Consider the following 23,330-nt stretch of genomic DNA (forward strand, 5'->3'; position numbering starts at 1 on the left):
ATGGTGGACCTGAAGCATCTCCGCCGCAACCCCGAGGTCTATCGGGAAGCCATCCGCCTGAAGGGGGTGGCCCTGGATCTGGATGCCCTTCTAGCCCTGGACGCCGAGGTACAGGGCTTAAAGGCCCAGCTCCAGGAGCTCCAGACCGAGCGCAACCGCATCGCCAAGGAGGTCCCCAAGGCACCCCCAGAGGCGAGGCCCGACCTGGCGGCCCGGGGCAAGGTCCTGGCAGAGGAGGCCAAGAGGGTGGAGGAAGCCCTGCGGGAGAAGGAAGCCCAGCTCTGGGAGCTTCTCCTTAAGGTGCCCCTTCCCCCCTGGCCGGGGGCCCCGGCGGGCCCCGACGACTCGGCCAACGTGGAGATCCGGCGGGTGGGCACCCCCCCGGAGTTTTCCTTCCCGCCCCTGGACCACGTGAGCCTCCTGGAGAAAAACGGCTGGTGGGAGCCCCGGGTGAGCCAGGTTTCGGGAAGCCGCACCTACGCCTTGAGGGGGGACCTGGCCCTCTATGAGCTGGCCCTGATCCGCTTCGCCGTGGACTTCATGGTGCGAAAGGGCTACACTCCCTTGACCCTTCCCTCCTACGCCAGGGAGAAGGCCTTCATCGGCACCGGGCACTTCCCGGCCGCCAGGGACCAGGTCTGGCCCATCGCCGGCACGGACCTCTACCTCACGGGCACTGCCGAGGTGGTCTTAAACGCCCTTCATAGCGGGGAGATCCTGCGGCAGGAAGAGCTTCCCAAGCGGTACGCGGGCTACGCCCCCGCCTTCCGCTCGGAGGCGGGGAGCTTCGGCAAGGACGTGCGGGGCCTCATGCGGGTGCACCAGTTCCACAAGGTGGAGCAGTACGTGCTCACCGAGGCCAGCCTCGAGGCCTCGGACCGAGCCTTTGAGGAGCTTTTGCAAAACGCCGAGGAGATCCTGAGGCTTCTGGAACTTCCCTACCGCCTTCTGGAGGTCTCCACCGGGGACATGGGCCCGGGGAAGTGGCGGCAGGTGGACCTGGAGGTCTGGGTCCCCTCGGAAGGGCGCTACCGGGAAACCCACTCCTGCTCGGCCCTTCTGGACTGGCAGGCCCGGCGGGCGGACCTCCGCTACCGGGACCGGGAGGGCAGGGTGCAGTACGCCTACACCCTGAACAACACCGCCCTGGCCACCCCCAGGATCCTGGTGATGCTATTGGAAAACCACCAGCTCCCCGATGGACGGGTGCGGGTGCCGGAGGCCCTCGCCCCCTACCTGGGCAAGGAGGTGCTGGAACCGTGCGCATAGAGGCGGCCGAGCTGCGCATCCTGGAACTTCCCCTGAAGTTCCGCTTTGAGACCAGCTTCGGGGTGCAGACCAAAAGGACCATCCTCCTCCTGAGGCTTTTCGGGGAGGGCCTCGAGGGGCTTGGGGAAGGGGTGATGGAAAAGCTTCCCCTCTACCGGGAGGAGACCGTGGCCAGCGCCCGCTACCTCCTGGAGGAGGTCTTCCTGCCCCAGATTCTGGGAAGGGATTTGCCCAACCCCGAGGCCCTGGGCCAGGTCCTTAACCCTTTCCGGGGCAACCCCATGGCCAAGGCGGTCCTGGAGATGGCCTTCTGGGACCTCTTTGCCAAGAGCCTGGGAAAGCCCCTTTGGCAGGTCCTGGGCGGGGTGAGGGAGCGGGTGGAGGTGGGGGTTTCCCTGGGCATCCAGCCCTCCATCGCCGACACCTTGAAGGTGGTGGAGAAGCACCTGGCCCAGGGGTACCGGCGCATCAAGCTCAAGATCAAACCGGGCTGGGACTACGAGGTGCTGAAAGCCGTGCGCCAGGCCTTCCCCGAGGCCACCCTCACCGCCGACGCCAACAGCGCCTACCGCCTCGCCGACTTCCCCCGGCTTAGGCGCTTGGACGAGCTCTTCTTAGACTACATCGAGCAACCCCTGGGCTACGACGACCTCCTGGACCACGCCAAGCTCGGGCGGGAGCTCGCCACCCCCATCTGCCTGGACGAAAGCCTAACCTCCTCGGAAAAGGCGAGAAAGGCCATAGAGCTCATGGCGGGAAGGGTGTTCAACATCAAGCCGGCCCGGCTTGGGGGCCACGGGGAAAGCCTCAAGGTCCACGCCCTGGCCCAAAGCGCCGGGATCCCCCTCTGGATGGGAGGAATGCTGGAGGCTGGGGTAGGTCGGGCCCATAACCTCCACCTGGCTACCCTGCCCGCCTTCACCAAGCCGGGGGACGTGAGCTCCAGTAGCCGCTACTGGGAGGAGGACATTGTGGAGGAGGCCCTCGAGGCGGAGGAGGGCCTCATGCCCGTGCCCGAGGGTCCAGGTATCGGCGTGCATCTGAAGCTTCCCATGGTGGAGCGGATCACCCTATGGCAGAGGCACATGTCCGCGAGCTAAAGGGCCCCGAGGAGATGGAGGCCGTGGTGGAGCTCCAGCGGGAGGTCTGGGGCCGCGCGGAAAGCGATCTGGTACCAAGGGGCCTTCTCATTGCGGTTCAGGATGAAGGGGGCCTGGTGGCGGGAGCCTTCGTGGAAGGGCGGATGGTGGGCTTCGTCTTTGGCTTCCCCACCCAAGACCCCACCTTGCAGCACTCCCACATGCTGGGGGTGCTGGAAGCCTACCGGGGCACGGGGGCCGCCCTCCTCCTGAAGCGCTTCCAGCGGGACTGGTGCCTGGCCCGGGGCATCAGGAGGGTGGTCTGGACCTTCGACCCCCTGCGGGGCCCTAACGCCAACTTCAACCTGAGGAAGCTTGGGGCCACCGCCAAAACCTACCTCCCCGACCACTACGGCCCCATGACGGGCATCAACGCCGGGGCCCCCTCGGACCGGCTCCTGGCGGAGTGGGAACTCCTCTCGGAAAGGGTCTACGCCCGCATCTACGCCCCGCCCGAGGAGCCCCGGGTGGACGACCTCCCCCAGGCCAACCGGGTGGAGGAGGAAAAGCCCCTGGAGGCCTTCCTGGACCTCGAGGGCCCCCGCCTCCTCTTCCAGATCCCCGAGGACTGGGGAAGGATCCTGCGGGAAGACCCAGCCCTAGCGCTAGCGTGGCGGGAACACAGCCGCCTGGTCCTGGGCCACTACTTCGCCCGGGGCTACCGGGCCGTGGACTTCACCCGAAACCCCAACCGCTATGTTCTGGCTAAAGACTGAGCTCTGGACCGCCGAGGTGGTCTATACGGGTTTCGGCACCCCCATGCTCCGGGGGGCCATCGCGGTCCAGGGAAAGCACGTGGTGGGCCAGGGAAGCCTGGAGGAGCTTCGGGCGCGCTTCCCCCAGGCGGAAGTGGTCCACAAGGGAAAGGCCCTCTTCCCACCCCCGGTGAACGCCCACACCCACCTGGACCTCTCCCTCCACCCCCTCTATCGGGGCCCCTTTTCCGGCTTCATCCCCCACGTGGTGGCCCACCGGGAAAAGCGGGGGCTGGAAGCAGCAAGGCAAGGCCTGGAGGAACTCCTGCGCTCCGGGGCGGGGGCCTTCGCTGACGTGGTGTTTAAGGACGAGGTCATGGAGTTCCTGCTCCGGGAAAGCCCCCTCCCCGGGGTGGCCTTCTACGAGGTTTTCGCCCCGGATCCCGAGGACGCCGAGGAAGTGTTCCAGCAGGTCCAGGCTAAGGTCAGGGCCTGGCGACGCTTGGAAGGACGGGTGAGGGTGGGGCTTTCCCCCCATGCCCCCTACTCGGTGAGCGCACCCCTGTTGCGGCGGCTCGCCCAGTACGCCAGGGCCGAGGGCCTTCCCCTTATGATCCACGCGGGGGAAAGCCCGGAAGAAGTGGCCTTCCTGCAAAGGGGGGAGGGCTTCTTAACCCAGATCCACAGACGCTTCAGCCGAACCCCCTTTGAACCCCCGGGCCTAACCCCCATCCGTCACCTTCAGGCCCTTGGCGCCTTGGGCCCCAATACCCTTTTGGTCCACGGGGTGCAGGTGGACGAGGAAGAGGTGAGGATGCTGGCGGATTCCGGCACCAAGGTCATCCTCTGCCCCCGGTCCAACGCCCATCTGGAGGTGGGGGAGGCCCCCATCCACCTCTACGCCCGCCACGGGGTGGAACTGGCCCTGGGCACGGACTCCCGGGCCAGCAGCCCAGACCTGGACGTGAAAAACGAGGCCCTTTTCCTCTGGGAGAAGGTGGATCCCCGGCTTCCCATCCGGGCCCTGACCCGGGGAGGGTACCGGGCCCTGGGCCTTCCCACCCCCCGCCTGACCCGGGGAAGCCCCGCCAGTCTGGTACACTCCCTCTGATGCGCCCCTTGGGCCGTGGCCCCCAGCTCAGCTTCCCCTCCCTCTGGGACCAGGAGGTCCGGCATACGGGACCCCTCATCCTCTATAGCGCCTTCACCGGAGCCCTGGCCGGGCTCCTCTTGGCCTTCCTGAACGCCTTGCTTAGAGCCTTGACCGAGGCCTTGGGCCTTTTCTTTGGGTACCTGGCCCCCGAGCCCCCCGGGGAAGGAGGCCTGGCCCAAGCCTTCACCGGACCATCCCTCTGGCCCCTTGCCTTCCTCCTGCCCCTCCTCTTCGCCCTCACCAGCTTCCTGGGAACCGGGCAGGGGCTTGCCGCTTTCCTCCTCCAGGCCCGGGAGGATCGGCCGAGCCCTGCCTCTTCCCACCTGCGGGCCGTGCTGGGAGGGACGCTCCAGCTTTCCCTCTACTCCCCCATGGGGCGCGAGGGTCCCTTTGGAGTGCTGGGGCTTTGGCTGGGCCGGGGGCTGGACCGGCGCTTTCCTCGGCTGGGCGGGGGGCTGGCCTTTGCCGGGCTGGCCGCCGGGCTGGGAGCCAGCCTCCACGCCCCCGTGGCCGGAGCCCTTTTGGCCACGGAGATCCTTTACCGGAGCCTCCTCCTCGAGGCCCGGGCCCTCACCCCAGCCTTGATCGGAGCCTTGGCTGGTTTTGCCGTCTACGGAGCCTTCTACGGCTACACTCCCCTTCTAACCTTCCAGGCCCAGGTGGATATGGGTGCCCTCCCCGCCGGCGCCCTGGTAGGGCTGGTGGCCGCTGCCCTGACCACCCTGTGGGTGGAAGGCTCGCGCTTTCTGGAAGCCCGCATCCGCCCTCTTCCCTACCCCTGGCGCCATGCCCTCCTGGGCCTGGCCTTGGCCCTGGCCCTCCTCCTCCTGCCCGAAGCCTTGGGGAGTGGCCTGGGCTGGGTAGCCGTGGCCACCACTCCCCTTCTGCCCCCCCTAGCCGTGCTGTCCCTCCTTTTCGCCAAGCTCCTCCTTCTCCTCCTGGCCAGCGGGATAAGGGCCTACGGAGGCCCCTATACCCCTGCCCTGGCCTTAGGGGGGCTTTTAGGGGCCTTCCTGGCCCACCTGCCGGGTCCTCTGGCCCTTCCCCCCGAAACCCTGGCCTTGGCCGGGGGTGTGGCGGTGTTGGCGGGGGTGGCACGCGCCCCCTTTGCCGCCACCGTTCTGGCGGCGGAGTGGGGCGGGTACGCCACTTTGCCCCTGGTCCTTCCCGCAGTGCTCTTAGCCTACGTGCTCACCCCCGCCTACAATCCCGCGGAAGGCGTTAGGGAAGAGCAGACCACGGCAGAGGAGAGTCCGTCTGAAACGCCTCCGCAAAGGGAACCCCCGCCTCCCGACCCTGAAGCCGCCGGCGGGCGCGAAACTCCTCCAGGGTAAGGGGCCAGCGGTAGAACTCCTGGTAAAAGGCAAACACCGCCTCGGCCACCTCTTGGGTGGCGGCGGTATCCACGTAGAGCCACGGTCTCAAAAGCTCCTTTCTGGGATAGTGGTAAAGCCGTACTGGCTTCCGGTGCGCTTTCCCCACGAGTTTGGGTATGCGGCAGAACTTCAAGGCGGAAAGGACCGCCTGGTGCGTGGCCCGGTGGTCAGGGTGGACGTCCAGGGGATCCCAGGTGATCACCGCATCCGGCTGGAACTCGGCCATCAACCGAGCCAAGGCCAGGGCTTCCTCCCTGCCCCCGGTGAGAAAGGTATCGCGAAAGGGTAGAAACCGGTACTCGGCCCCGATCAACTGGGCCACATGGGCCCCGTGCCCCTCCCGGATTTCGGCCACCCTGGCCTCCTCCAGCCCTCCGAACTGGCTTGCCAACTCCCCCTTGGTCATCCAGACCAAAAGCACCCGGTCCCCTCGCCGGGCGTGGAGGGCCAGGGTGCCTGCAGCCCCGATCTCGTCATCGGGATGGGCGAACACCGCCATCAGATTCACAACTCCCAGTCTACCCGTCTTGTGCCAACGACCTAAACCCCTTAGCATGGGGCCCAACTATGGTCCGGGGCATCAGGGGTGCCATCACCGTGGAGGAGGATACGCCGGAGGCCATCCACCAAGCCACGCGGGAGCTTCTCCTTAAGATGCTGGAGGCCAACGGCATCCAAAGCCATGAGGAGCTGGCGGCCATCATCTTCACGGTTACGGAGGACCTGTGTTCGGCCTTTCCCGCCGAGGCTGCCCGCCAGATTGGCATGCATCGGGTTCCTCTGCTCTCCGCCCGGGAGGTACCGGTGCCAGGAAGCCTGCCCCGGGTCATCCGGGTCCTGGCCCTTTGGAACACCAACACCCCCCAGGACCAGGTGCGCCACGTATACCTTAGAGATGCGGTGCGCCTGAGGCCCGACCTGGAAAGCGCCCAATGATGCCACCCCACCCTGGCCTCGCCAAGGTGGGGTAGTGACAAACCCCTTTTGAGCGAAATGAGTCCGCGCTAGAAACCCAGGACCTCGGCCCAGGGGGTAGGGGCCTTGGGGCTCACGTAGCCCGTATCCATCTGGGCCAGCTGGAGGCGGCCCGAGTACTCCTCGTTCACCGCATGCCAGTAAGTGTACTCCTCTATGACCCAGATCCCGGATTCCCGAGCCCCGTTGCCGCTGGCCTTTACCCCGCCGAAGGGCAGGTGGGCCTCGGCACCCACGGTGGTGTTGTTGATGCTGGTCATCCCCGCCCGGATGCCCACCTTGAAGAGGTAGGCCCAGTGACGGTGGTTGGTGTAAATGGCGCTGGATAGGCCGTAGGGCGTGGCGTTGGCCACCTCTATGGCCTCCTCGATGCCGTCCACCTTAACCAGGTTGATGGTGGGGCCGAAGATCTCCTCGGTAAACTGGCGCATGCCGGGCCTGGCCTCCCAGACCGTGGGCCAGCCGTAAAGACCAGCCTCGGGGTCGCTCTGGAAGCGGGGGTAGGGGTTTTCCCGGGTGATCCGCCCTTTGCCAAAAAGTAAGGTAGCCCCATCCTCCTGCCCCCAGGTGTAATGCTCCAGCCAGCGCTGGAACAGGCGCTCGTTGATAAAGGGGCCGTAGGTGACCTCGGGGTGGAGAAGAGGGTTTCCCACCACCGTGGCCTCGGTCCTTTCCAGGAAGCGTTTCTTGAACTCCTCGTAGATGGGGGCATCCACCAGGATGTTCCCCGCCGAGGTGCACCGCTGTCCCCCGGTGGCGAAGGCGCTCCACCAGGCCCCCTCCACCGCCAGGTCCAAGTCGGCGTCCCGCATGACCACCAGGGGGTTCTTTCCCCCGAGCTCCAGGGTGGGCCGGATCAGGTTCCGTCCCGCCACCTCCCCGATCCAGCGCCCCACCTTGGTGCTCCCGGTGAAGGCGAACTTGTTGAGGAGGCCCTCGTCCATGAGCTCCACCAACCACTGGCCCGTGGAGTCCTTCCCCCCGCCAAAGACCACGTTGATGACCCCAGGAGGCAGGCCTGCCCCCTCAAAGAGCTTCACGAAGATGTAGGAAAGGGTGGGGGAGTCGTCGGAGGGCTTCCAGACCACCGTGTTCCCGGCCAGCACCGCCGGGATCAGCTTCCAGCTGGGGACGGCGATGGGGAAGTTCCCGGCGGTGATCATCCCCACCACGCCTAAAGGCCTGCGGAAGGTGAAGAGCTCCTTGTTCCGCATCTCGCTGGGCACGGTTTGGCCGTAGAGTCTGCGCCCTTCTGAGGCGAAGAAAATGGCGGTGTCGATGGCCTCCTGGACGTCCCCGCCCGCCTCCTTGAAGGTCTTCCCCACCTCCCTGACCATGAGCCGGGTCAGGGTGGGCTTCTCCCGTTCAAGGATCTTGGCCAAGTTGAAAAGCACCTGCCCCCGCACGGGCGCCGGGGTCTGGCTCCACTCTTTGAAGGCCTCCTGCGCCTTTTGGGCAGCCTTCCTCAGGGTTTCCTTGGTGCCCTCGGGGAAACGGGCCACCAGGTCCTCACGGTCCGAGGGATTCCGCCTTTCTAGAACCGCCCCCTCGTAAACCTCCTCTCCGCCGATGAGGTGGCCGAACTCTAGGACGTTGCCATACTTGCTGGCGAAAGCCTTCATGGTAACCTCCGCCAAGGATTTTACCTGTTAGGCTCAAGGCATGCCGCCCCATCGGGACCCTCTCGTTTACCTACCCCCCTCCTCTGGGCCTGCAACGTGGTGGCCTCGAGGACCGCCATGCAGGAGATCCCCCCTGAGTGGGGATCCTTTCTCCGCTTCGCCCTGGCCCTGCCTTTCTTCTTCCTGGTGCTTCGGAGACTACCCCCGATCCAGCCCCTGGGCCAAACCCTCTTCCTGGCCTTAAGCGGGGTGGCCCTCTTCAACCTGGTCTTCTTCCAGGGCATCCGCCTGGCCCCAGCCTCCGATGCGGCGGCCGTGGCCGCCGTCTACCCTCTCGCCACCGCCTTGGCGTACAGCCTGTACTTCCGTTGGCCCCTGACCCGGCCCCTCCTCCGGGGCCTCCTCTTCTCGGGAACCGGGGTGGTCTGGCTGGCCCTGGTCCACGCGGGCCACGGGAGCGGCCCTCACCGCCTCCTCGGGGACCTCTTCCTGATAACCGCTGCCCTGATGTGGGGCCTTTACAGCGTGGGGGTAAGCCTGGCCGTGCGGAAGCGCACCCCCTAGAGGTGAGCGCGGCCAGCATGCTCCTAGGAAGCCTCCTTCTCCTGCCCTTAGCCCTGACCCGACCCTTCCCCTCCGCAAGCCCCCTGGCCTGGCTGAGCCTTTTGTACACCGCCGTAGGGGGAGCCTTCCTCGCCTTTACCCTGTGGGGAGCGGTGCTGCAGCGCCACCCCGCCAGCCAGGTGGCCCCTTTCATGAACCTCACCCCAGCCCTGGCCCTGGTCCTGGCAGCCCTGACCCTGGGGGAACCCCCGAGCCCCTGGGACCTCCCCGGCCTCCTCCTCATCGCCCTGGGGGTCTACGGGTCGCAACGGGGCTAACCGAACCTGGCCTTGAGGGCCCTTAGGGTGGCCGGGGGCACCAGCTTGGACACATCTCCCCCGTAGCGGGCGATCTCCTTGACCATGGTGCTGGACACAAAGGAATACCGGGTAGCGGCCAGGATGAAGAGGGTTTCCAAGCCCGGCAAAAGCTGGCGGTTCAGGTGGGCCATCTGGAGCTCGTACTCGTAGTCGGAAACCGCCCTCAGGCCCTTGACGATGGCCTGGGCCCCCACCTGCCTCACGAAATCCACCAGAAGACCGGAAAAGGTGCGGGCCTCCACGTTGGATAGGTGGGCGGTGGCCTCCCGCACGATGTTGAGGCGCTCCTCGGCGGTAAAGAGGTACTGCCCCCGCTTGTTGGGGTTTTCCAGCACCGCCACCGTAACCCGGTCAAAGAGGCGGCTTGCCCGCTGGATCACGTCCAGATGGCCATTGGTCAAGGGATCAAAGCTTCCGGGATAGACCACGTGCATCTAAGCCTCCACCAGGGTGAGGGCGTTTTCCCCGTAAACCCGCCGCTCCCCGAAGGGTAGGTGCAGGTCCTTAGGGTGTTGCAGGATGTAAAGCCCTCCCTTCTCCACCAGGCCGCTTTCCAGGAGAGCCTGGAAGGCCTGAACCAGGTCCAGGGGATAGGGTGGGGCCATGAAGGCCACCGTGTAGCGTTCGCCCCGGGCCTTGGCCTCCGGCAGGAAGACCTCTACGGGAAGGGGAACGATCCGGGCCCGGAGCCCCGTGCGGCGGAGGTTTTCCTTAAGAAGGGCCACCGCTTCCTGGTCCTTCTCCACCAGGATGGCCTCAAAGCCCTCGCTGGCCGCCTCGAGGCCCACCGCCCCGCTCCCCGCATAGAGGTCCAAAAACCGCCCCCGCTTGGGGTAGCGCAGGCGCAGGTAGTCAAAAAGAGCCTTCCGCAAGCGCACGGGGGAGGGTCTAGCCGAAGCCGGCACCTTCAAGGGCACCCCCTTGGCCTTGCCGCCCAGGATCCTCACCACGCTTTCTAGCTTAAAGCTCCAGGACCAGGCGGCAAAGCCTGTCCACCCCACCGGAAACCTCTTCCAGGGTGATGAGGAGGTCCAGGTGGGCCAAGGTGGTGGCCCGGCTTTCCGCCCGACCGCTCTCCAAACGGCTCAGGTGGGCCCGGCGCAGGCGATCCAGAAAGGCCGCCACCTCCCCTTCCTCGGACAAAACCCCCTCCGCCAGGGCCTTGTCCCCCGTGGCCAAGGCGGCTGCCATGCGCTCCAAGCGTCCTAGCACCAACCTTCCCGCCTCTAAAAGGTCCTCTTTGCCTTCCGGGCTAAAGGTGAGGCCCTGGGCCCAAAGCTTCGCCGCCTGGCGCACCACCCGGCGCACCAGGTCCCCGAGGTGCTCAAGCTCACTGGCCGCCACGAAAAACCGCACCGCCCGCTCGTCCCGGGTGCGGGTGGAAAGCTCGGCGGTATAGAGGACCACCTCCCGGGTAAGCCGGTCCACCTTGTCCTCCAGCGCCTCGAGGTCCGCCTCGCCCCCTTCCTCCTGGGCCAGGATCCGCACCGCCCGCGCCAGCATGTTCCGCACGGCATCCGCTACCCGGCCAAGCTCCCGCTGCACCAGGGCGTAGGCCAGGCTAGGGGTTTCCAAAGCCTCGGGGGAAAGGTACTTGGGGCTTACGGTGCGGCGGGGAAAGAGACCTTCGGTAAGGCGCAAGTAACGCCCCTGGAGGGGAAGAAAGGCTATGGCGTAGGCCAGGTGGCTTAGAAGGTGGAGCCCCACCACCCCCAGCCCCCCAAGCGGCCCAAGCAGAAGCAAAAAGGGCAGGGAAAAGAGAAAGCGATGCCCCAAAAGGACCACCCCTAAAGCCCATCCCTCCCGCCTGCCCCCCAAGGCCGCCAGAAAAAGGGCTCCCGAAACCCCCACTCCCGCCCCCAGGGTCAAGGCCATGCTCCCCCCCTGTCCCCAAAAGGGCCCAAGGGCCAGGGCCAAGGCCGCCACCCCGTTGGCGGTTCCCAAGAAAAAAGCCAGGACGATCCCCACCAGGTACAGGGCCCATGGACCCGGATTAAGCAGGCTCAAAAGGGGCGCAAAAGCCTTGGCCCCCTGCCCCATCTCCAAAAAGCCCAGGAAAAGAAGGCCCAAGCCCAAAAGGACCAACCCGCCACTTCGGCTTCCCCGGAAAAGGAAAAGGGGGAGGCCCAAGGCCAGCAGGACCTCGGCCACCTCCCTTTGCGCCAGGGCTACCACCCCCACCCAGCCGCTGGCCCCAGCGGTGGCGGCCAGGGAAAGGAGGGCGGCCTGCCCCAGGGAGAAGATTCCCCCTTCCCAAAGCCCCAAAGCTAGGAGGGAAAGGCCAGTGCCGCTACCCGAAAGAAGCCCCAGGAGAAGACCGGAAAATAGAAGGCTCCCCGGCCTGGAAAAGGCCCGGGCCAGCAGGTATCTCTTTCCCTTGACCGAGGAAAGCCCCTCCCCGATCAGGTACAAACCCAAAAGCAAAAGGGCAAGGCCCGCCAGAAAGGCCACGGGAGGAGTATACGAAAAGCCGGCCCAAGGGCCGGCTTTCTGGTCGGGGAGACTGGATTTGAACCAGCGACCCCCTCGTCCCGAACGAGGTGCGCTACCGGGCTGCGCTACTCCCCGTAGCGGAGTTCAGTATAGGGGAGGAGGGCCAAAAGGTCAAAGGGTGTTGACGGCCAAGCCCCAAGCCCCTACACTGACCCTTAACCGCGCCGGGGCGCGGCGAAAACCAGCCCGTTCTCTTATCCAGAGCGGTGGAGGGTACGGCCCTGTGAAACCGCGGCAACCTCCCATCCCTTCCGTTTCATGGCCGGATGCGGGTGGGGCTGGTGCCAAGGCCGGCCCGGGTGGGGGAAACGCCCGGGGACGATAAGAGAGGGGGGTAAGCGCCACGCCCAACCCCTTCCAGGCGAGAGAACGGTGCCTCTTGCTGGAAGGGGCCTCTTTTTGGCCCCTTCCCAAGCGCCTCAGGCGGGTTCTTGGAAAGGAGGCCAAGGATGCGCTTTGAAACCTTGCAGCTCCACGCGGGCTACGAGCCCGAACCCACAACCTTAAGCCGCCAGGTGCCCATCTACCCCACCACCAGCTACCTGTTCCAGAGTCCCGAGCACGCCGCCAACCTCTTCGCCTTGAAGGAGTTCGGGAACATCTATAGCCGCATTATGAACCCCACGGTGGAGGTGCTGGAACGGCGTCTGGCGGCCCTCGAGGGGGGCAAGGCTGCGCTGGCCACCTCCTCAGGCCACGCCGCTCAGTTCCTGGCCCTCACCACCCTGGCCCAGGCAGGGGACAGCATCGTTTCCACCCCAAACCTCTACGGGGGCACCTTCAACCAGTTCAAGGTGACCCTGAAGCGGCTCGGGATAGAGGTGCGCTTCACCTCCAAAGAAGAGCGCCCCGAAGAGTTCTTAGCCCTCACCGACGAGAAAACCCGGGCCTGGTGGGTGGAGTCCATCGGCAACCCCGCCCTGAACATCCCGGACCTCGAGGCCTTGGCCCAAGCCGCTCGGGAAGTGGGGGTAGCCCTTTTCGTGGACAACACCTTTGGCATGGGAGGCTACCTCCTTAGGCCCTTGGAATGGGGGGCGGCGGTGGTGACCCATTCCCTCACCAAGTGGGTGGGAGGGCACGGGGCGGTGATCGCCGGGGGCATCGTGGACGGGGGGAACTTTCCCTGGGACAACAGCCGCTACCCCCTCCTCACCGAGCCCCAGCCCGGGTACCACGGCCTCAGGCTGGTGGAGGCCTTTGGGAACTTGGCCTTCATCGTGAAGGCCCGGGTGGATGGGCTTCGGGATCAGGGGCAGGCCCTGGGACCCTTTGAGGCCTGGGTGGTGCTTCTTGGGATGGAAACCCTTTCCCTACGGGCCGAGCGCCACGTGGAAAACACCCTCCATCTGGCCCACTGGCTTGCGGAGCAACCCCAGGTGGCCTGGGTGAACTACCCGGGCCTCCCCCACCATCCCCACCACACCCGCGCCCAGAAGTACTTCCGGGGGAAACCGGGAGCTGTCCTCACCTTTGGCCTGAAGGGGGGTTACGAGGCCGCCAAGCGCTTCATCTCCCGCCTTAAGCTCATCTCCCACCTGGCCAACGTGGGGGACACCAGAACCCTGGCCATCCACCCCGCCTCCACCACCCACTCCCAGCTCTCCCCGGAAGAGCAGGCCTTGGCGGGGGTTTTGCCGGAGATGGTGCGCTTGAGCGTGGGCCTCGAGCACGTGGAGGACTTGAAAGCGGAGCTTAAGGAGGCCCTGGCATGAGCGAGATCGCCCTGGAAACCTGGGGGGAGCACGAGGCCCTCATCCTCAAGCCTCCCCGCTCCCCCCTTTCCATCCCTCCTCCCAGGCCCCGCATCGCCGTGCTCTTCCCTAGACAGGAAGGGTTTTACACCGAGCTGGGAGGCTTCCTGCCCGAGGTGCGCCTGCGGTTTGAAACCTACGGCCGGCTTTCCCGGCTCAGGGACAACGCGGTCTTGGTCTTCCACGCCCTCACGGGAAGCGCCCACCTGGCAGGCACCTACGACAAGGCCACCTTCCAGAGCCTCTCCCCCCTGGAGAAGGCCTTCGGCCCCCAGGGGTGGTGGGATTCCCTGGTGGGCCCTGGGCGGATCCTGGACCCCACCCTCTACTACGTGATCTCCGCCAACCACCTGGGAAGTTGCTACGGCTCCACCGGACCTCTCTCCCTAGACCCCCGCACGGGGAAGCCCTACGGCAAGGAGTTCCCTCCCCTTACCATCCGGGACCTGGCCCGGGCCCAGGCCAGGCTTTTGGACCACCTAGGGGTGGAGAAGGCCATCGTGATCGGGGGAAGCCTGGGGGGAATGGTGGCCCTGGAGTTTGCCCTCATGTACCCGGAAAGGGTGAAGAAACTGGTGGTGCTGGCCGCCCCCGCACGGCATGGACCCTGGGCCCGGGCCTTCAACCATTTAAGCCGCCAGGCCATCCTGCAAGACCCCGAGTATCGCGCAGGTCATCCTGCCCCCAAGGGGATGGCCCTGGCCCGGGGCATCGCCATGATGAGCTACCGCGCCCCCAGGGGCTTCGAAGCCCGCTGGGGCCAGGAGCCGGAAAAGGGGGAAACCTACCTGGACTACCAGGGGGAGAAGTTCCTTAAGCGCTTCCATGCGGAAAGCTACCTGGTTCTCTCCCGGGCCATGGATACCCACGATGTAGGCCGGGGAAGGGGTGGAATGGAGGAAGCCCTGAAACGGCTAAAAAACCTGCCCTCCCTCTTCGTGGGCATCGACACCGACCTCCTCTACCCCGCCGAGGAGGTGCGGCAGGTGGCCCGCTTAAGCGGAGGAAGGTACCGGGAGATCCGTAGCCCCCACGGCCACGACGCCTTCCTGATTGAAACCGACCAGGTGGAGGCCATCCTGGATTCCTTCCTGCCCTGAAGGGCCCGGCTACTTCCCCACGCAGAAATTCTGGAAAACCCGGGCCACCACCTCCTCGGAAACCTCCTTCCTGCCCCTCAAGGAAGCCAGGGCTTTGAGGGCCTCCTCCAGGGCCAATCCCATGAGATCCTCCGGGAGGTTTTGCGCCTCTGAAAGCCTCTCCTTGGCCATATAAAGGGCCTCGATCTGCCGCTCGCTCAAGAGGTACTCCCCTCCCCCCCTACCCAAAAGCACCTCCCGGATGGCCTCCTTAAGCTGGCCCAATCCCTCCCCCGTCACGCTGGACACCGGGATGAACTCCGCATCCTCCCAAAGGAGGGGGAGGTCCGCCTTGGTGGCCACCTTCAAGGTCCTTGGGGGTAAGGGAGGAAAGGGAGGCCTGGGAGCCGAGCGGTCAGCCACGTAGAGCACAAGATCAGCTTCCTCAGCGATTCTCAGAGCCCTTTCCACCCCTGCCCGCTCCAGGGGGTCCAAGGTATCCCGAACCCCCGCGGTGTCCACCGCCACCAGGGGGATGCCGAAGAGCTCCAAAGGCGCTTCCAGGTAGTCCCGGGTGGTGCCGGGGATAGGGGAAACCAAGGCCCGCTCGTACCCTAAAAGTGCGTTTAGAAGCGAGCTCTTGCCCGCGTTAGGAGCTCCGATCAAGGCCAGACGGGCCCCCCGTTGCGCCAGGCGGGAGGACCTTGCCTGGGCAAGGAGGGCCTCCACCTCCCCAAGGACTTCCCCAATCACCCGCCTGGCCTCCAAGGGTTCCACCCCCTCCTCGGGATAGTCCAGAAGAGCCTGGATGTGGGCGAGCAGGGAAAGAAGCCTATCCTCCAAGGCGGCGATTTTGCGGGAAAAGCTCCCCTCGAGGCTCCTTAAGGCCTGGCGGCGGGCAAGGTCCCCTTCCGCTTCCACCAGGGCCAAAACCGCTTCGGCCTGGGCCAGGTCCAGCTTCCCGTTCATGTAGGCCCGGAAGGTGAACTCCCCAGGACCGGCCAGACGGGCTCCCGCCTTCATCAGGGCCTCCAGGACCCTCCGCAGCACCGCCGGGGAGCCGTGGGTCTGGAACTCGCAGACATCCTCCCCGGTGTAGGAACGCGGGGCGCGGAAGACGAGGAGGAGGGCCTGGTCCAGCACCTCCCCCGTATCCGGGTCCACCACCTCCCCCAGGGTAAAGCGCCCTCCTTTGAGCTTCCTGGGGTCCTTCCCCCGCCACACCCGGCTGGCCACCTCCAAGGCCCCCTCCCCGGAAAGCCGCACCACCCCGATGGCCCCTTTGCCCGGGGGGTGGCGATGGCGCAGATGGGGTCTTTCAGGTTCATGCGTCAGAGGGCTTTTTCCAAGGCCTCGAGGGTCAGGGCCACCTCCGCCTCCCCGTGGGCGATGGAGAGGAAGGCCGCCTCGAAGTTGGAGGGCGGCCAGTACACCCCCCGGTCCAAGAGGCCGTGGAAGAAGCGCCGGAAAAGCTCCGTGTCCGTGCGCTTAGCCTCGGTAAAGGTGCGCACCGGCCCCTCGGTAAAGAAGACGGTGAACATGGAGCCCACCCGGTTCACCGCGTGGGGGATGCCCTTGCGGGAGAGGATATCCTTGAGCCCTGCTTCCAGCTTCGCCCCCACCTCCTCGAGGCGGGCGTAGTACCCGGGGTTTTTCTCCAGAATCTCCAGGGTGGCCAGGCCCGCGGCCATGGCCAAAGGGTTCCCCGAAAGCGTGCCCGCCTGGTACACGGGGCCTAAGGGGGCCACCTTTTCCATGATCTCCCGCCTCCCCCCGTAGGCGGCGGCGGGAAGGCCGCCCCCCAGGATTTTGCCCAGGGTGACCAGGTCGGGCTTGAGGCCAAGCCGCTCCGTGGCCCCACCATAGGCCAGGCGGAAGCCCGTCATCACCTCGTCGGCAACGAGGAGAACGCCGTAGTCCTTGGCCTCGTGCAGGGCCTTCAGGAACTCCTCGGTGGGCACGAGGACCCCAGCGTTCCCCACCACCGGCTCGAAGATGATGGCGGCGATCTCCTCCCCCCGCGCCCGGAGGAGGGCGCGCAGGGCCTCGGGGTCGTTGTACTCCAGGACCAGGGTGAGCTGCGCGTACTCTTCCGGGACCCCGGCGCTAGAGGGCACCCCCAGGGTGAGGGCTCCGCTTCCCGCCTCCACCAAAAGCCCATCCGCATGCCCGTGGTAGTTGCCCCGGAACTTGACGATATACTTCCTCCCCGTATACCCCCGGGCCAGGCGCAGGGCGCTCATGGTGGCCTCGGTCCCCGAGTTCACGAAACGTACCAGCTCCACCTCCGGGTAGGCCCGTTTCACCGCCTGGGCCAGCTCGGCCTCGAGGGGATGGGGAGCCCCGAAGGTCAGACCCTGCTCCGCCACCTCCTTAACCCTCCTGACCACCTCCGGGTGGGCGTGGCCCAGGATCAAGGGCCCCCAGCTCAGCACGTAGTCCACGTACCGGTTCCCATCGACGTCCCACACGTAGGCTCCCTCCCCCCGCACCAGGAAGGGAGGGATACCCCCCACCGCCTTGAAGGCCCGCACCGGACTGCTGACTCCCCCCGGGATGTGCCGTTGCGCCTCGGCGAAGAGCCTCTCAGAAGTAGGCCGCTCCATACCCTAGTAGGTTAGCACCCGCCTCAGGGCGGCGAGAACCCTCCTGGCGCTCGGGCGGTAGTGGTGTTCGATGGCGCTGAAAGGGGGGTAGGGGGCATCGTATCCCGCCACCCGCACCACGGGAGCCTGGAGGTAATCGATGGCTCCCTCAGCGATGCGGGCGGCGATCTCGGCCCCAAACCCTCCGGTGCGCATGGCCTCGTAGACCACCACCGCCCGGCCGGTTTCCCGAACGGCTTCCAGAAGCGTATCCTCGTCCAAAGGGACCAGGGTTTCCAGGTCCACCACCATGACCTCCACGCCTTCCCGAGCCGCCACCTCCGCCGCCTCCAGCATCACCTCCACCATGCCCCCGTAACCGATGAGGGTGGCCGCACCTCCTTCCCGCACCACCCGGGCCCTGCCCAAGGGGAGGGTGTAGTAGCCCTCCGGCACCTCGGCCCGGGCACCCCGGTAGAGCTTGATGGCCTCCAGGAAGAAGACCGGGTCCTCGTCCTCTATGGCGGCGAGAAGGAGGCCTTTGGCCCTTTCAGGGCTCGAGGGAATCACCACCTTTACCCCAGGGGCATGGGCCAGAAGGGCCTCGGGGGAGTCCGCGTGCTGCTCAGGGGTGTGCACCCCACCCCCATAGGGGGCCCGCACCACCACGGGGAGGCCCACCCGACCCCGGGAGCGGTGGCGCCAGCGGCCCAGGTGGGAGAGGATCTGGTCCAGGGCGGGGTAGAGAAAACCCGCAAACTGGATCTCCGCCACCGGGCGCATCCCCCCCATGGCGAGGCCAATGGCCAGGCCCAGGATGCCGCTTTCCGCCAAGGGGGTATCGAACACCCGGCCCTCGCCGTATTTGGCCTGGAGGCCCTCCGTGACCCGGAATACCCCCCCAAGCCGCCCCACGTCCTCCCCGAAGACCAAAACCCTTTCGTCCCGAGCCAAGGCCAGGTCCAGGGCCTCGTTGATGGCCTGGACCAGGTTCAGCACCCTGGCCTTTTCCGCTACCATAGCTCCTCCACGTGCTTCCCTTGCCTCAAGGCCTCCCAGGCCCGTTTCTGGTCAGGGCCCATTTCCTTGTACACATGCTCCACGATCATCTCAGGGCTGGGCTCGGGAGCCTGGTCGGCCAAGGCCAGCTCCCGGGCAAACTCCTCCTCCAGCTCCCTCAAAAGGGCCTCCTCCGCATCCCCACCCCAAAGCCCCGCCGCCTCCAGGGCCTTGCCGAGGCGCAGGATGGGATCCTTGGAGCGCCAGGCTTCCTCCTCCTCCCGGGTGCGGTAGCGGGAGGGGTCATCGGAGGTGGTGTGGGGAGCCAGGCGGTAGGTGAGGGCCTCGAGGAGGGTGGGCCCCTCCCCCTTCCGCACCCGTTCCACCGCCTTCCTGGCCTCCAGGTAAACGGCCACGGCGTCGTTGCCGTCCACCACCACCCCGGGAATCCCATATCCCTCCGCCCTCCTGGCGACGAAGTCCACCCGCATCTGCCGGCTTCGGGGCACGCTGATGGCGTAACCGTTGTTCTGCACCAGGAAGAGGACCGGAGCGTTGAAGACCGCGGCAAAATTAAGCCCCTCATGGAAATCCCCTTCGCTGGTCCCGCCATCCCCGATGGAGGTGGCCACCACCCAGTCCGCTCCCCGGTACCGGCCCGCCAGGGCCAGACCCACCGCCTGGGGAATCTGGGTGGCGATGGGGATGTAGGGATTCACCGCCCGTACCTCCTCGGGAAAGCGCCAGCCCCCGGGGTGGGCCCGCCAGTAAAGGATCAGAACATGGATGGGAAGCCCCCGGGCCAGGAGCAGGGCGGACTCCCGGTAGCTGGGCACCACCCAGTCCCCCTCCCCCAAGGCCAGGGCCACCCCCACCTGGGCCGCCTCCTGGCCCATAAAGGGGGCATAGACCCCAAGCCGCCCCTGGCGCTGGAGGGTCAAGGCCTTCTCGTCGAAAAACCGGGCCCGGCGCATGGCCCGGTAGAGGGCAAGGGCTTCCCCCTCCTTAAGGGGAAGCTCTCCTCTATCCAGGTACTGGACCACCTTGGGTTTCACGCAGGGGAGTTTACCACGGCGGCCAGGCGGTCCAGGGCCAGGGAGATCTCCTCCTTGCTCTTGCAGAAGGCAAAGCGGAAAAGCCCAAGGGGAGGGTCCTCCCGGTAGAAGGCGCTGGCGGGAATCAAGGCCACCCTGGCTGCTTCCACCAGCTGGAAGGCATCCAAGCCGGGAAGCTCGGCCATGAGGAAGTAGGTGCCCTCGGGCTCGTAAGCCTTAAGGCCCATGGACCTGAGCCCAGAAAGGAGCAGGTCCCGCCTCTCCCGGTAGCCTTCCCGCAGGGCCTCGTAAAACCCCTCCTTCCGGGCCAGCCTCAAGGCCTCCGCCACCCCCGCCTGCAGGGGGCTTGGAGCGGAAAAGCTGGTCCACTGACGCATCCCCGCCAGGGTGGGCATGAACTCCTTGGGCCCCACGATCCAGCCCACCCGGTAACCCGTGGCCTCGAGGCGTTTCCCCGCACTGCCCACGGTAAAGGTGCGCTCGGGAGCGAACTCCCTCAGGCGCCTTGGCCTTTGCCCAAAGTAAAGCTCGTCGTACACCTCGTCGGAAACCAGGAAGAGGTCGTACCTTTGGGCCAAGGTTGCCAGGGCCCTTAGCTCCTCCTCGCGGAAAACCAAGCCCGTGGGGTTCATGGGGGCGTTGACCAGAAGCAGGCGGGTGCGGGGGGTGATGGCTTTTTCCAAGGCCAAGAGGTCCAGACGGAAGCCCTTTTCCCCCAGTTCAAGCCGCACCAGCCTGGCCTCGGCCCCAGCCAGGAAGGCATCGGGCAGGTACACGTCGAAGAAGGGCTCCAGGACCACCACCTCGTCCCCGGGACCCACCAGGCTTTGCAGGAGAACATGGATGGCCTCCGTGGCCCCGGAGGTGACCACCACGTTCTCGGGCTCCACCCCGAACTCCTCCGCTAAGGCCTCCCTGAGCAGGGGAAGCCCCGCCGGGGGAGCGTACTGGTCGTAGCGCCCCAAGGCTTTGCGGACCGCCTCGAGGAGGAAAGCGGGCGGTGGATTGGAGGGAAAACCCTGGCCCAGGTTCACCGCCTGGAGCCTGGCGGCCAGCTGGCTCATCTTGGGAAAGATGCTCTCCCGGGCCGCCTGGGTGCGGGGATGCAGGCGCATAGGTAAAGGGTAGCCCAAAGCCTCCCTCGGCTCAACCGGCAATCCTGAGGAGGCTTAAAAAGCTTTCCAGCTCCAGGCTGGCCCCGCCCACCAGTCCCCCGTCCACGTTGGGCCTGGAAAGAAGATCGGCGAAGTTCTTGGGGTTCACGCTCCCCCCATAAAGGATCCGCACCCTCCTGGCGAACTCCTCGCCGTAAAGCTCGGCCAGGGCCTGCCGGATGGCCTGGTGCATGGCCTCAGCGTCCTCAGGGGTGGCGTTATGCCCGGTGCCGATGGCCCAGACCGGCTCATAGGCGATCACCAAGGCCTCGGGACCTGGGGGGTTCAGGCCCTCGAGGCTTCCCCTGAGCTGGGCCAGGGTATAGGGCACCGCCTCTCCCCTTTCCCTCACCTCCAAGGGTTCCCCCACGCACAGGATGGGGGTAATCCCTTCCTCCAAGAGCCTTTTCGCCTTTTCCGCCACCAGGGCATCCGTCTCGTGGTGGTAGCGCCGCCTCTCCGAGTGGCCCACGAGGGTGTAGCGGCACCCCAGATCGGAAAGCATCCGGGCGGAAACCTCCCCCGTATAGGCTCCCTCCCGGTGGGGGGAGACATCCTGGGCCCCGTAGGCCACCTGGGTACCGGAAAGCACCTCCTTGGCCACGGGAAGCATGGGAAAAGCGGGCAGCACCGCCACCTCGGAATCTAAAGGAGGCAGAAGCCTCTTGAGCTCGGCAAGCCAGACCCGGGCCTCCGAGGGCACCTTGTGCATCTTCCAGTTTCCCGCCACCAAAACCCTGCGCATGCCGCCATCCTACAGGAAAACCCCGCCCCAGGGGGCGGGGTTGGAACAGGCGTTCCTACTCCAGGACCTCAATCCCCGGGAGGGTGCCCTTCTCCAGGTACTCGAGGCTCGCCCCACCCCCGGTGGACACGTGGCTAAACCGGTCCTTAAGCCCTAGGCGGTTCACCGCCGCCACGGAGTCACCCCCTCCCACCACGGTGAAGGCTCCCTGCAAGGCGGCCACCGCCCGGCCCACCGCCAGGGTACCCTCGTCGAAGGGCGGTACCTCGAAGACCCCCATGGGCCCGTTCCAGAAGACCGTTCTGGCCCCCTTCAAGGCTTCGGCAAAGGCCTTCTGAGTCCTGGGCCCGATGTCCAAGCCCATATAGGGCACGGGAATGGCGTCCGCAGGGAAGGTGTGGGTTTCCACCCCAGCCTCAATCCGCTCGGCCGCCACCACATCCACGGGCAGGTACACCCTCACCCCCAAGGATTCCGCCCGCCCAAGCAGGTCCTTGGCCAGATCCAGCCGGTCCTCCTCCACCAGGCTTTTCCCCACCTCGCCCCCTAAGGCCTTGAGGAAGGTGAAGGCCATGGCCCCGCCGATGAGAAGACGGTCTATGCGGGGAAGGAGGTTTTCTATGACCCCGATCTTATCGGAAACCTTGGCCCCCCCGAGGACCACCGCATAGGGCTTTTCCGGATCGCGAAGGAGGCGGGAAAGGGCCTTCACCTCCTTTTCCATGAGGAGCCCGGCGAAGGAGGGGAGAAGCCTCGCCACCCCCACCACGCTGGCATGGGCCCGGTGGGCACTGCCAAAGGCATCCAGGACAAAGGCCTCCCCCAGCCGGGCGTAACGGGCAGCAAGGTCAGGGTCGTTCTTCTCCTCCCCTGGCTCAAAACGCACGTTCTCCAGGAGGGCCACCTCCCCCGGGGCCAGGGCCTGCACCGCCTGGTGCGCCTGGTCGGAACCGGGGCTATGGGGCACGAAGCGGACACCGGAAAGGTAGCGGCCCAAGGCCTCCGCCACCGGGGCCAAGGAGTACTTGGGGTCCACCCCCTTGGGCCGGCCCAGGTGGGAGAGGAGGACCAGGGAAGCCCCGGCCTCGAGGAGGTGGCGCAGGGTGGGAAGGCTTTCTTGGATGCGGGTATCGTCCTGCACCACGCCCTCCTGGATGGGGACGTTGTAGTCCACCCGCACCAGGATGCGCTTCCCCCGGGGGTCCAGGTCCTTAAGGGTGCGCATCTAAACCCCCTTCTTCAGCACCAGCTCCACCAGATCCGCCACCCGGTTGGAGTAGCCCCACTCGTTGTCGTACCAGGCAAAGACCTTCACCAAGTTGCCCAGGGCCTTGGTGAGCTTGCCGTCCACGATGGAGGAGTGGGGATCCATCACGATATCCTGAAGGACGATCTCGTCCTCGGTGTAGGCCAGGATGCCCTTCAAGGGCCCCTCGGCCGCCGCCTTGAGGGCGGTATTCACCTTTTCCGCGGTCACCTCCCGCTTGAGAAGGGCGGTGATGTCGGAGATGCTCCCCGTGGCCGTGGGCACCCTCAAAGCGCTTCCGTCGAAACGACCCTTCAGGGAAGGAAGCACCAGGGCCGTGGCCTTGGCGGCCCCGGTGGTGGTGGGGATGATGTTGATGGCTGCCGCCCGCGCCCGGCGCAGATCCTTATGGGGCAGGTCCAGGACCCGCTGGTCGTTGGTGTAGGAGTGGACGGTGGTCATGAGGGCCTTTTCCACGCCAAAGGCCTCCTCCAAAACCTTCATCACCGGGGCCAGGGAGTTGGTGGTGCAGGAGGCGTTGGAGAGGATGTGGTGCCTGGCCGGGTCGTACTGCTCGTGGTTCACCCCCATGACGATGGTGATGTCCTCCCCTTTGGCCGGGGCAGTGATGATGACCTTCTTGGCTCCCGCCTCGAGGTGGGCCTTGGCCCTGTCGGCATCGGTGAACACCCCCGTGGACTCGATGACCACATCCACACCCAGGCTTCCCCAGGGCAGCTCCTTGGGATCCTTGATGGCGGTGGCCCGGATGGCCTTGCCGTCCACGTAAATGTTCTCGTCATCGTATCCCACCTCGCCGGGGAAGCGGTGGTAGATGGAATCGTACTTGAGCAGGTGGGCCAGGGTCCGGTTGTCGGTAAGGTCGTTGATGAGGGCTACCTCCACCCCTCGCCCGTGGAGGATGCGAAACACCTGACGGCCGATTCTGCCGAATCCGTTGATGCCTACCTTCATAGCTTACCTCCCCACGTGGCTCCTCGCCCCCTTGCCCTAGGGGTCAAGAGCTATGGCTTCAGTATATCGGCTTTCTCATAAGTGATTGACGGA

Annotated in this window: 22 protein-coding genes, 1 tRNA gene, 1 pseudogene and 1 riboswitch; of the genes and pseudogenes, 10 read left to right on the forward strand and 14 right to left on the reverse strand. The window is 66.1% G+C overall.

What is annotated here, in order from left to right; all coding sequences use genetic code 11:
* Genes serS through EBI04_RS03385 form a run of 5 tightly spaced genes read left to right on the forward strand, consistent with a single transcriptional unit; the run spans position 1 to position 5,590 of the window.
* Complete coding sequence (serS, locus tag EBI04_RS03365; protein ID WP_135256041.1) at positions 1 to 1,269, forward strand: serine--tRNA ligase; 1,269 nt, start codon at positions 1 to 3, stop codon at positions 1,267 to 1,269.
* Positions 1,260 to 2,369, forward strand: coding sequence for an o-succinylbenzoate synthase (menC, locus tag EBI04_RS03370; RefSeq protein WP_135256042.1), 1,110 nt, complete (start codon positions 1,260 to 1,262; stop codon positions 2,367 to 2,369). The genes serS and menC overlap by 10 nt, the downstream gene beginning before the upstream one ends.
* Positions 2,342 to 3,124, forward strand: a complete 783-nt coding sequence (locus tag EBI04_RS03375; protein ID WP_135256043.1) for a GNAT family N-acetyltransferase — start codon at positions 2,342 to 2,344, stop codon at positions 3,122 to 3,124. Before menC ends, EBI04_RS03375 begins: the two co-directional genes overlap by 28 nt.
* Positions 3,105 to 4,214, forward strand: coding sequence for an amidohydrolase family protein (locus tag EBI04_RS03380; RefSeq protein WP_135256044.1), 1,110 nt, complete (start codon positions 3,105 to 3,107; stop codon positions 4,212 to 4,214). The genes EBI04_RS03375 and EBI04_RS03380 overlap by 20 nt, the downstream gene beginning before the upstream one ends.
* Positions 4,214 to 5,590: a chloride channel protein gene (locus EBI04_RS03385; protein WP_206202064.1), complete on the forward strand. Its 1,377-nt coding sequence runs from the start codon at positions 4,214 to 4,216 to the stop codon at positions 5,588 to 5,590. Before EBI04_RS03380 ends, EBI04_RS03385 begins: the two co-directional genes overlap by 1 nt.
* Here the strand turns inward: EBI04_RS03385 and EBI04_RS03390 are convergent.
* Positions 5,478 to 6,131, reverse strand: a complete 654-nt coding sequence (locus tag EBI04_RS03390; RefSeq protein WP_135257855.1) for a PIG-L deacetylase family protein — start codon at positions 6,129 to 6,131, stop codon at positions 5,478 to 5,480. The genes EBI04_RS03385 and EBI04_RS03390 overlap by 113 nt on opposite strands.
* A 68-nt stretch (positions 6,132 to 6,199) precedes the next feature.
* On the opposite strand from EBI04_RS03390, the gene aroH reads away from it, so the two are divergent.
* Entirely contained in the window at positions 6,200 to 6,568 is a 369-nt protein-coding gene (aroH, locus tag EBI04_RS03395) for a chorismate mutase (protein ID WP_135256045.1), read from the forward strand.
* A 68-nt stretch (positions 6,569 to 6,636) separates the two neighbouring features.
* Here aroH and EBI04_RS03400 read toward each other — a convergent pair whose 3' ends face one another.
* Complete coding sequence (locus EBI04_RS03400; protein ID WP_135256046.1) at positions 6,637 to 8,229, reverse strand: aldehyde dehydrogenase family protein; 1,593 nt, start codon at positions 8,227 to 8,229, stop codon at positions 6,637 to 6,639.
* Between the two features lie 117 nt (positions 8,230 to 8,346).
* On the opposite strand from EBI04_RS03400, the gene EBI04_RS13425 reads away from it, so the two are divergent.
* Together EBI04_RS13425 and EBI04_RS13430 are read left to right on the forward strand one after the other, a co-directional pair.
* Positions 8,347 to 8,793 carry an EamA family transporter gene (locus EBI04_RS13425; RefSeq protein ID WP_240695365.1) on the forward strand — a complete coding sequence of 149 codons (447 nt, stop codon included), beginning with the start codon at positions 8,347 to 8,349 and terminating at the stop codon, positions 8,791 to 8,793.
* Between the two features lie 17 nt (positions 8,794 to 8,810).
* Complete coding sequence (locus EBI04_RS13430) at positions 8,811 to 9,110, forward strand: EamA family transporter (protein WP_240695366.1); 300 nt, start codon at positions 8,811 to 8,813, stop codon at positions 9,108 to 9,110.
* Here the strand turns inward: EBI04_RS13430 and coaD are convergent.
* The 4 genes from coaD to EBI04_RS03425 form a co-directional block, all read right to left on the reverse strand.
* Entirely contained in the window at positions 9,107 to 9,586 is a 480-nt protein-coding gene (gene coaD, locus EBI04_RS03410) for a pantetheine-phosphate adenylyltransferase (protein WP_135256047.1), read from the reverse strand. The two genes, EBI04_RS13430 and coaD, sit on opposite strands and share 4 nt — an antisense overlap.
* Positions 9,587 to 10,102 carry an RsmD family RNA methyltransferase gene (locus EBI04_RS03415; RefSeq protein ID WP_135256048.1) on the reverse strand — a complete coding sequence of 172 codons (516 nt, stop codon included), beginning with the start codon at positions 10,100 to 10,102 and terminating at the stop codon, positions 9,587 to 9,589.
* Between the two features lie 10 nt (positions 10,103 to 10,112).
* Positions 10,113 to 11,603, reverse strand: a complete 1,491-nt coding sequence (locus EBI04_RS03420) for a PhoU domain-containing protein (RefSeq protein ID WP_135256049.1) — start codon at positions 11,601 to 11,603, stop codon at positions 10,113 to 10,115.
* Positions 11,604 to 11,643: 40 nt separating this feature from the next.
* A tRNA-Pro gene (locus tag EBI04_RS03425) sits at positions 11,644 to 11,720 on the reverse strand.
* A 116-nt stretch (positions 11,721 to 11,836) separates the two neighbouring features.
* Positions 11,837 to 11,973, forward strand: a riboswitch (SAM riboswitch).
* Positions 11,974 to 12,094: 121 nt separating this feature from the next.
* On the opposite strand from EBI04_RS03425, the gene EBI04_RS03430 reads away from it, so the two are divergent.
* Together EBI04_RS03430 and metX are read left to right on the forward strand one after the other, a co-directional pair.
* A complete protein-coding gene (locus tag EBI04_RS03430) occupies positions 12,095 to 13,360 on the forward strand; it encodes an O-acetylhomoserine aminocarboxypropyltransferase/cysteine synthase family protein (protein WP_135256050.1) in 1,266 nt (421 codons plus the stop codon).
* Complete coding sequence (gene metX, locus EBI04_RS03435; protein ID WP_135256051.1) at positions 13,357 to 14,499, forward strand: homoserine O-acetyltransferase MetX; 1,143 nt, start codon at positions 13,357 to 13,359, stop codon at positions 14,497 to 14,499. Before EBI04_RS03430 ends, metX begins: the two co-directional genes overlap by 4 nt.
* A gap of 9 nt (positions 14,500 to 14,508) precedes the next feature.
* Here metX and mnmE read toward each other — a convergent pair.
* The 8 genes and pseudogenes from mnmE to gap all read right to left on the reverse strand — a co-directional run bounded on the left by mnmE (position 14,509) and on the right by gap (position 23,237).
* A pseudogene (mnmE, locus tag EBI04_RS03440) lies at positions 14,509 to 15,806 on the reverse strand (tRNA uridine-5-carboxymethylaminomethyl(34) synthesis GTPase MnmE).
* Between the two features lie 3 nt (positions 15,807 to 15,809).
* Positions 15,810 to 17,084 carry a glutamate-1-semialdehyde 2,1-aminomutase gene (hemL, locus tag EBI04_RS03445; protein ID WP_135256052.1) on the reverse strand — a complete coding sequence of 425 codons (1,275 nt, stop codon included), beginning with the start codon at positions 17,082 to 17,084 and terminating at the stop codon, positions 15,810 to 15,812.
* A 3-nt stretch (positions 17,085 to 17,087) separates the two neighbouring features.
* Positions 17,088 to 18,083, reverse strand: a complete 996-nt coding sequence (locus EBI04_RS03450; RefSeq protein WP_135256053.1) for an alpha-ketoacid dehydrogenase subunit beta — start codon at positions 18,081 to 18,083, stop codon at positions 17,088 to 17,090.
* Positions 18,077 to 19,117 (reverse strand): pyruvate dehydrogenase (acetyl-transferring) E1 component subunit alpha, encoded by a 1,041-nt coding sequence (pdhA, locus tag EBI04_RS03455; RefSeq protein WP_135256054.1) that lies wholly within the window; start codon positions 19,115 to 19,117, stop codon positions 18,077 to 18,079. The genes EBI04_RS03450 and pdhA overlap by 7 nt, the downstream gene beginning before the upstream one ends.
* Positions 19,114 to 20,232, reverse strand: a complete 1,119-nt coding sequence (locus EBI04_RS03460; RefSeq protein WP_135256055.1) for a pyridoxal phosphate-dependent aminotransferase — start codon at positions 20,230 to 20,232, stop codon at positions 19,114 to 19,116. Before EBI04_RS03460 ends, pdhA begins: the two co-directional genes overlap by 4 nt.
* 31 nt (positions 20,233 to 20,263) lie before the next feature.
* Entirely contained in the window at positions 20,264 to 21,016 is a 753-nt protein-coding gene (gene tpiA / locus EBI04_RS03465; RefSeq protein ID WP_135256056.1) for a triose-phosphate isomerase, read from the reverse strand.
* Between the two features lie 55 nt (positions 21,017 to 21,071).
* Positions 21,072 to 22,241, reverse strand: coding sequence for a phosphoglycerate kinase (locus EBI04_RS03470; RefSeq protein ID WP_135256057.1), 1,170 nt, complete (start codon positions 22,239 to 22,241; stop codon positions 21,072 to 21,074).
* Entirely contained in the window at positions 22,242 to 23,237 is a 996-nt protein-coding gene (gene gap, locus EBI04_RS03475) for a type I glyceraldehyde-3-phosphate dehydrogenase (protein WP_135256058.1), read from the reverse strand.
* Positions 23,238 to 23,330 lie beyond the last annotated feature (93 nt).

This window comes from Thermus caldilimi (genome assembly GCF_004684245.1).
GTDB classification, from domain to species: domain Bacteria; phylum Deinococcota; class Deinococci; order Deinococcales; family Thermaceae; genus Thermus; species Thermus caldilimi.